The following is a 7,082-nucleotide window of genomic DNA, read 5'->3' on the forward strand; positions in this document are numbered from 1 at the left end:
ATCTGGGACAGGTCCGTCGTCATCGGATGCGCCGACACAGCGGCGCTCGGCCACCGCGGAGCACCTGAACTCGCCCCGGAGAACACCCTCGAGTCACTCACCGGCGCCGCCGAGCACGGCGTGGACTGGGTCGAGACCGATGTGCAGTTCACCAAGGACGGCCAGCCCGTGATCATGCACGACGACACCGTGGACCGAACCACCGACGGCACCGGCCGTGTCGACGAACTCACCGCCGCGGAGATCGCCCAACTCACCGTGGACGGCGGCGGCAAGGTTCCCACCTTGGATCAGGCGCTGCTCGCGCTCCAGCCGTTCTCCTCCCGGCTCCTGCTGGAAATCAAGGGGCCCCAGTCGGCTGCCGCGGTCGACAAGGCACTCGGGCTTGTCTCCGAGCACGGCATGACCGAGCGCACGACCCTGCAGTCGTTCGACGAATCCGTGATCGAGGATGCGGCCCGCTCTCCGCACCGCACCGAGCTCGCACTGGTTCGGTCGACACTCGACACCGACCCCGTCGCGACGGCGCAAACCCTCGGCCTCGACGCCTACGTGGTGAAATCCACTGCCCTCTCGTCCCGGCCCGCCGTGGTGACCGCGCTCAAGCAGGCCGGCGTCTCGGTGTTCACGTGGACGGTCAACAGCGAGAGCGAATGGACGAACGTCACGTCGTGGGACGTGGACGGGGTCATCACCGACCGCTCCGTGCAGTTCCTGCAGTGGCGCGCGTCGCATTGCGCCTCGTAACGCCGAGAAGCTCTCGCATCGGCAACTGAAAACTCACATCAATAAGTGAACGAGGGAGTCACGCATTGAATGTCAGATTACGAGCCGCCGTGGGATGGCGCGGCGCGGTGGCGACACTCATAGCCCTGACGATGCTGCTGGGCATCGATCCCCGGCCCGCCTCGGCGGAGGAGGAGGTCTGGGACTACTACAAGTCCGATGTCCTCGAAGCCTGGAAGTACGGTGGCCCCGGAGTCCGCAAGGCCGCCGAGGCGGCCCTGTTGGGCTCCGACGCCGACGTGCGGACGTTCATGGAGCAGGACCTGCCACGCCTTGAGGTCGAAGATCTCCGGGTGCAGGTCGCCCAGCTCATCGCGACGGGCGGTCCGAGTGTCCGGGAGGCCGCCAACACCGCCCTCGGGGGCGGCGAGGCGGAACTGCTCGCGTTCCTCAACAACGAGTTCGTACCGGCCCAGGAGACGGACACCCGCGTCAAGGTGGCGCAGATCATGGCCGCCGGTGGGCCCGGGGTGAAGTCGGCGGCCAGTACCGCACTGGACGGCACGACCGAGGACCAGGAGAACTTCATCGCGGAGGGCCAGTACCGGGCCCGCGAAGAGGACAACAGGGTCCGCATCGCCCAGGTGCTGTACGCGGGCGGCCCGAACGTGAAGAAGCTCGCGGGGCAGGCTCTCGACGGCAATGCCGACGACCTCCAGGACTTCCTGGACGACGGCTGGGCGGTCGCGGCCGCCCGCGACCAGGAGACCCTCACCGTCGGTCAGTTGGCCGCGCTCGCCGACAGCGCCCAGAAGCGTGCCAAAGAGCTGACCGAGACCGCCAAGGAAGAGGCCGCAAAGGCGGAGAAGGCCACGGCGGCGGCCCAGGCCGCGGCGGAACTCGCCGCCAAGGAGGCGCTCGAGTCCAAGGAATCGGCCGGCCGGGCAGCGGCGGCCGCGTCCCGCGCGGCTGCCGCGGCCGACCGGGCCGCCCAGTCGGCCCGCACCGCGGTGTCCGCCGCCGCGGCGGCCAACGCGACCGCACGCGTGGCCGCCACCGCCGCCGCACAAGCGGCCTACGCCGCCGGCCAGGCGGGGAACGCCGCCGCCTCGGCCAGATCCGCCGCGGCCGCGGCGGCGGGCAACGCGCTGCAGGCGGACAACGCCCGTAAGGCCGCGCAGAAGGCACGTGACGCGGCGAAGGGTGCCCGCAAGGCGGCCGACGCCGCCGAGCAGGCGGGGATCGCCGCCGAGAACGCCTCCAAGGCCGCGGGTGCCGCCGCCAGTGCCGGCCGGAACGCCGCGGCGGCAGCCTCGGCGGCAGCCGACGCGGGCCGTTGGGCCAATGAGGCCGGGTCGAAGAGCGACGAGGCGCAGCGGGCGGCAGCCCGCGCCAAGCGGCTCGCCGAACAGGCGACACGCGCGGCCAATGCCACGCAGGTGAATGCCAATGAGGCGGCGCAGGCCGCCAGGGACTCGCGGGACGCGGCCAATGAAGCCGCCGAGCACGCCGAGGCCGCCGCGGCGGCAGCGGACAAGGCCGCCGATGAGGCCGCCAATGCCGTGGACGCGGCGAACAGGGCCACCGCTGCGGCGGACGCGGCCACCGATTCCGCGAACCGTGCTCTCGCGGCGGCCGAAAAGGCCTCGGCTGTCGTGGAGTTGGCCCGCAAGGCCGACGCGGAACGCCTGGCCCAGCAGCAGGACGAGGCGATCCTGACGGCGGAGGAGGCCAACGACGCCTACGAGAAGCGCAAGGCCGCCGCGCAGTGGGAGATCGGCCGGCTCCAGGAACTCGACGCGAAGACACAGGAGTTGCTCAAGGACGCCGAGGCGGCGACCGATCCGAAGGTGACCGCCGACAAGGGCCGGCAGGCTGCCGTCGTCCTCCTCAACAGCGCCGGGACCTGGGTCCAGGATGCCGCGTGGCAGGCACTGGCGGGCACGGACGAGGACGTGATCGAGTTCGTGCGCAGCCGGCTCGCCGTGGCCATGGAGGAGGACGACCGGGCCGGCGCCGCGCACATCGCCGCGTCCTCGGAGATCCCCGCACAGCAGGAGGCCGCCCTGGCCGTGGTCGACAAGCCGATCGCGGAGGTCCGTGACTTCCTGCGCAGCCGTGCCTACCCGGGCAAGGAGGACGACGACCGCGTGGCGGTGGCCAACATCGCGGCGAAGGGCGGCCCGGGGGTGAAGGCCGCCGCCAACGAGGCCCTTGACGGTGACGCCGCCGACCTCGTGCGGTTCCTGGAGGTCGACCAGTACACGGCCCGCGAGGAGGACGACCGGGTCACGGCCGCCCAGGCCGTCGCCAACGGCGGACCGGAGGTCCAGGCCGCGGGCCAGGCGGCGTTGACCGGACCCCCCGACGAGTTGCACGCCTTCGTGACGCTCGGCCTGTACAAAGCACAGCAGCGCGATGCCAACGCCGCGGCCCACGTGGCAGAGGTGGGCACGTTGTTGCAGGCGGCGTACAAGTCCGCGTCGCTGGCCCAGGAGGACGCGGCCGAGGCGCAGAAGGTGGCCGCGGAGGCCCGCAAGGACGCGGCCGATGCCCTCAAGTGGGCAGAGGAGGCCAGGCAGTCCGCCGACCGCGCGAAGACCTACTCGGACGAGGCCGAACGATCGGCGGACCGGGCCGCCGACTCCGCGAACCGTGCCGCCGAGTCCGCGAGGACCGCGAGGTCGGCGGCCGCTTCGGCGCAGCAGGCGGCGAATTCGGCAGCACGCTCGGCGGAACGGGCCCAGCATTCCGCAGGTGTCGCCCGGGGCTACTCCGCACAGGCGAACAGATCCGCCGTCGAAGCGAGCATGTCGGCGACGGCAGCCGGTGAGGACGCCAAGGCGGCGGCCAAGGCAGCGACCGAGGCACTGAAGATCGCGGCCCAAAAGCTGGTCGCGGAACTGAAGGCGCAGATTAAGGAGGAGCTCCAGGAGGCCAGCAAGCCCATCTCGGACCAAGAGCTGCGCAAGGCGCTCGAGAAGCGCCTGGTGAAGTATCGCCGGGACATGCTGGCCAATGGCGAGTTGAAGCCGGGCGAGACGCTCCTGGTCTGCGGGTCCGACGGCGCCGGCGGCATGGGGTGCATCACCAGCACGTATCTGGACCGCCTCATCGCCTGGTACGTCGGCGCGGACGCGATCGAGAAATGCCTCACCAAGCCGGATTCCTCATGCCTCGAAGGGCTCGCGATGTCGGCCCTGCGCGTCAAGATCAAGGGAGTGAAGTCGCCCTGCACGAGGCTGAACCTGGCACGGACAACCTCGTACGGGACCAAGCAGGCGGCAGCACCCCTGAGCGACCCGGCCAAGGAGTGCAAGGTCTGGGACAACCTCGAACCGGACGACACTGCCGTCCCGTTGGACAAGGTGCCGCTCGAGAAGATGGATGAACTGCTCGAAGCCACCGGACGGTTCGTGTACGTGGTGCTGCCCGACGGAGAACTGCGCGTGACCCGACTCGGCAGCATCTACGGGCACATCGATCTCGCCCAGAAGGGCAAGGTCATCGCTGCGGGCGAGCTGAAGCTGTGGCAGGGCAGGATCAAGTCGATCGACAACCGGTCCGGTCACTACCAGCCGACGGGCCCGGAGGCGAGAGCCGCCGCTGAGAAGGCCTTCCGCGACGCGGGCTTCGAGGTGACCGAGAAGTCGTACAAGGAGCGGTGGAAGTAGGTGCTGGAGCTGTGAACGAATCGGCCCACACGGGAGGAGGCGACGGCATGCACGGGCAGTCGCTTCATCAGGTGCTGGTGGACGGGTTCCGGAGGGTCTCGGAACTCCTCGACCGGACGAGTTCCACGCTCGCCGCGGACCCCGTCCTGGACCAGCTCGCGGCCCACGTCGACGCCGCTCCCGAGTCGGCCGACACCAGGAAGGCGCTCTCGCAGGTACTGGATTCCTGGGAACTGCCGGGAGTCACCGAGTTCATCCAGTACTTCGGCCACCGATTCCGGTGGGACTGGCTGCGGCGCGAAGTCGAGGCGGGCTACCGCGACAGTGTCACTCGCCCCAACCGCAGGCTCACACGTCACTACGAGCGCATGCTGGAGTCCTTCTCGGACGACTGGGAGGACAAGGACCTCTTCCCGAGCCTCGATCGGTTCTAGCCACCGCGAGGCTCCGTAGAAGCCTCACGCGGCACATGATGTACCGCCCTGCCCCGGTAGGGCGGTACATCCTTCAACACGCCCGACCGGGTCGGTTGTCGCGCGGCTGAGTCCCGCTCGATCCCGCCTAAATGCGGGGCCGTTACGATCAGCTGAAACTCCTCAAGCGCGGCTGCAAGATCGTCAGCCGGTTCGCTACACAATCTTCAGTGCCGATGAGCGCGGGTCTTCCGTGCGGAGAGCACAACGTCCCAGGCCTTCCGAGAGACGCGTCGATGATCACGAATGGCCCTGGCGACTGCAAAGCGTCGCTGAAAGAATTCGCGACAGTCTCGGCGAAGGCGAGGTGATCAGTTTTGGCCCGGCGGGACCGTTCTTCGGTAAATACCGCGACCAGGAGACCATCAACTGGAACAACGGTAATCATTACGTCGTGGTTCGCGATGGCCGCGTCTATGACGCGTTCACCCCGAAGGGCGGCGAATCGATCGCAGAGTACAAGGCGAAACGGGAGTACGGCGACATCATCAACTTCGGATTCTAGGAGGATTCATGAGCGATAAGGAATTCTTCGAAAAGGTTCGAGCCAGGCCGGGACTGTACGGCCTGCGGGCGTCGTACTGGAATGCATACATGTCCCTGATCGGATTCAACGAGGCGCGCGCAGGAGGATGCCTTCGGGGATTCACCGAGTGGCTGACCGTACGAAAAGGCGAGTGCACCAGTTTCGGCTGGCAGGCACTTGTCCTCGAAGAAGCGTTCCCGGACATGGAGCCCACCGGATTGAACAAGCTGGACATCTTGAACCCCGAGCAGGAGGAACACGCCGTAGACCTGCTGCTCTCCCTGCTACTGGAATTCTTGGCAGATCGGGATGATCCGACAAGACTGGCCCACATGTATGTGAGGTACGAAGCACTGCATCAGCCGGGGATCCAATGAACGACAGAAAATTCATCGAAGAGGTCCGCGCCAGACCGGGAATGTACGGCCTGAACGGCACCTACCATCCGACCGCCATGCTCCTGCTCGGCCACGACCTGGCTCGAAGCGGCGGTACGCTGCGTGGTTTCAGGGAGTGGCTCATCGTGCGCAAGGGAGAGCCATCCAGCTTCGCGTGGTACGCACTCGTCCTCCAAGAAGCTCTGCCCGGCGCCGACATCGAACACTGGCGCCAACTTTCCCCGGATCAAGACCGGCACGCGGTGGACCAGCTATTTTCACTCGTGCTCGACTTCCTCGAAGCGCGAGACGATTCTCTCGCGCTGGCGCACACATACGCGGAATACCATCGCCTTTGCGCACTGAAGGACGGCGAGTCGACCACGGAGAATTCATAAACGACAAGGAGTTATTCGAAAAGGTTCGAGCCAGGCCAGGGCTGTACGGCCTGCAGGCATCGTACTGGAATGCATACATGCCCCTGATCGGATTCGACGAGGCGCGCGCAGGAGGATGCCTTCGGGGATTCACCGAGTGGCTGACCGTACGAAAAGGCGAGTGCACCAGTTTCGGCTGGCAGGCACTTGTCCTCGAAGAAGCGTTCCCGGACATGGAGCTCGCCGGATTGAACAAGCTGGACATCCTGCCCTCCCCCAGCAAGAGGAACACGCCGTAGACCTGCTGCTCTCCTTGCTACTGGAGTTCTTGTCGGATCGGGATGATCCGACAACATTGGCCCACATGTACGCGAGATACGAAGCACTACACCTACGAGGTTGAGGCCAACTGATGACAAGAGTGGTTCGCTGGGTCGCCTGCCAGGGGGTAGACGTGGAGCGGGACCCCTGGATCCCACTGAAGGCCTCCTGGTGGGTGGACAGAACGCGGCAGCCGCTCAACCTGGTGGTATCGAGCCCCTCCGGCGGGTTGATCGAAATCGACCTGCAACGGGAGAGCGGCGAGCTCATGGGGATCACCGTCGTCACCATGCCGATCCAGGCGGATTCCCCGAAACACTCGTTCCGAGGGGAGGTGATCGATAACGCTCTGCCCGTGTTTGACGTTTCCGGCTGGGACACCAGTGATCCCGCGAGGAGATTCGCGAGAGAAACGGCAGACCTTTCCTGGCATCACTCCGAAGACCAAGAAGTCATCTTCTTCGACGACGTCGAGTCGGTCACCAAAATCGCTTGCGGACCGGTCGCGGTCGGCGTCGGAAGCCAAGGCGAGCTGGCAGGCCTCTGGATCGAGTCCGCCGCCATCGACGAGACTCCCCTGCTCTGACCTTGGCACGAAGCGGGGCGAT

General features: G+C 67.0%; 8 protein-coding genes. All 8 read left to right on the plus strand.

The genetic code is table 11. The annotated features are described in order from the left end of the window. A partial coding sequence (locus RBJ65_RS41925) for a glycerophosphodiester phosphodiesterase family protein (protein WP_306332215.1) occupies window positions 1-747 on the plus strand: 747 nt, incomplete at its 5' end. A 107-nt stretch (window positions 748-854) separates the two neighbouring features. Further along, the gene (locus RBJ65_RS41930; protein WP_306332216.1) at window positions 855-4,400 is read left to right on the plus strand and encodes a chemotaxis protein; all 3,546 of its coding nucleotides are present in this window, start codon (window positions 855-857) and stop codon (window positions 4,398-4,400) included. A 47-nt stretch (window positions 4,401-4,447) separates the two neighbouring features. After that, entirely contained in the window at window positions 4,448-4,834 is a 387-nt protein-coding gene (locus tag RBJ65_RS41935; protein ID WP_306321776.1) for a hypothetical protein, read from the plus strand. Between the two features lie 346 nt (window positions 4,835-5,180). After that, window positions 5,181-5,378 (plus strand): hypothetical protein, encoded by a 198-nt coding sequence (locus RBJ65_RS41940; protein WP_306321775.1) that lies wholly within the window; start codon window positions 5,181-5,183, stop codon window positions 5,376-5,378. A gap of 8 nt (window positions 5,379-5,386) precedes the next feature. Continuing rightward, window positions 5,387-5,776 carry a hypothetical protein gene (locus RBJ65_RS41945; RefSeq protein WP_306321774.1) on the plus strand — a complete coding sequence of 130 codons (390 nt, stop codon included), beginning with the start codon at window positions 5,387-5,389 and terminating at the stop codon, window positions 5,774-5,776. After that, complete coding sequence (locus RBJ65_RS41950) at window positions 5,773-6,174, plus strand: hypothetical protein (RefSeq protein ID WP_306321773.1); 402 nt, start codon at window positions 5,773-5,775, stop codon at window positions 6,172-6,174. Before RBJ65_RS41945 ends, RBJ65_RS41950 begins: the two co-directional genes overlap by 4 nt. Window positions 6,175-6,251: 77 nt before the next feature. Next, window positions 6,252-6,452, plus strand: a complete 201-nt coding sequence (locus tag RBJ65_RS41955; RefSeq protein WP_306321772.1) for a hypothetical protein — start codon at window positions 6,252-6,254, stop codon at window positions 6,450-6,452. A 155-nt stretch (window positions 6,453-6,607) separates the two neighbouring features. Then, window positions 6,608-7,060 (plus strand): hypothetical protein, encoded by a 453-nt coding sequence (locus tag RBJ65_RS41960; RefSeq protein ID WP_306321771.1) that lies wholly within the window; start codon window positions 6,608-6,610, stop codon window positions 7,058-7,060. Window positions 7,061-7,082: the final 22 nt, after the last annotated feature.

Source organism: Streptomyces sp. KL109B (assembly GCF_030766935.1).
In the GTDB taxonomy this organism is placed as follows: domain Bacteria; phylum Actinomycetota; class Actinomycetes; order Streptomycetales; family Streptomycetaceae; genus Streptomyces.

Coding starts and splice junctions, on each gene's coding strand:
- RBJ65_RS41945 (WP_306321774.1), top strand. CDS start 5,387: ATGAGCGATAAGGAATTCTTCGAAAAGGTTCGAGCCAGGCCGGGACTG.
- RBJ65_RS41955 (WP_306321772.1), top strand. CDS start 6,252: ATGCCCCTGATCGGATTCGACGAGGCGCGCGCAGGAGGATGCCTTCGG.
- RBJ65_RS41950 (WP_306321773.1), top strand. CDS start 5,773: ATGAACGACAGAAAATTCATCGAAGAGGTCCGCGCCAGACCGGGAATG.
- RBJ65_RS41935 (WP_306321776.1), top strand. CDS start 4,448: ATGCACGGGCAGTCGCTTCATCAGGTGCTGGTGGACGGGTTCCGGAGG.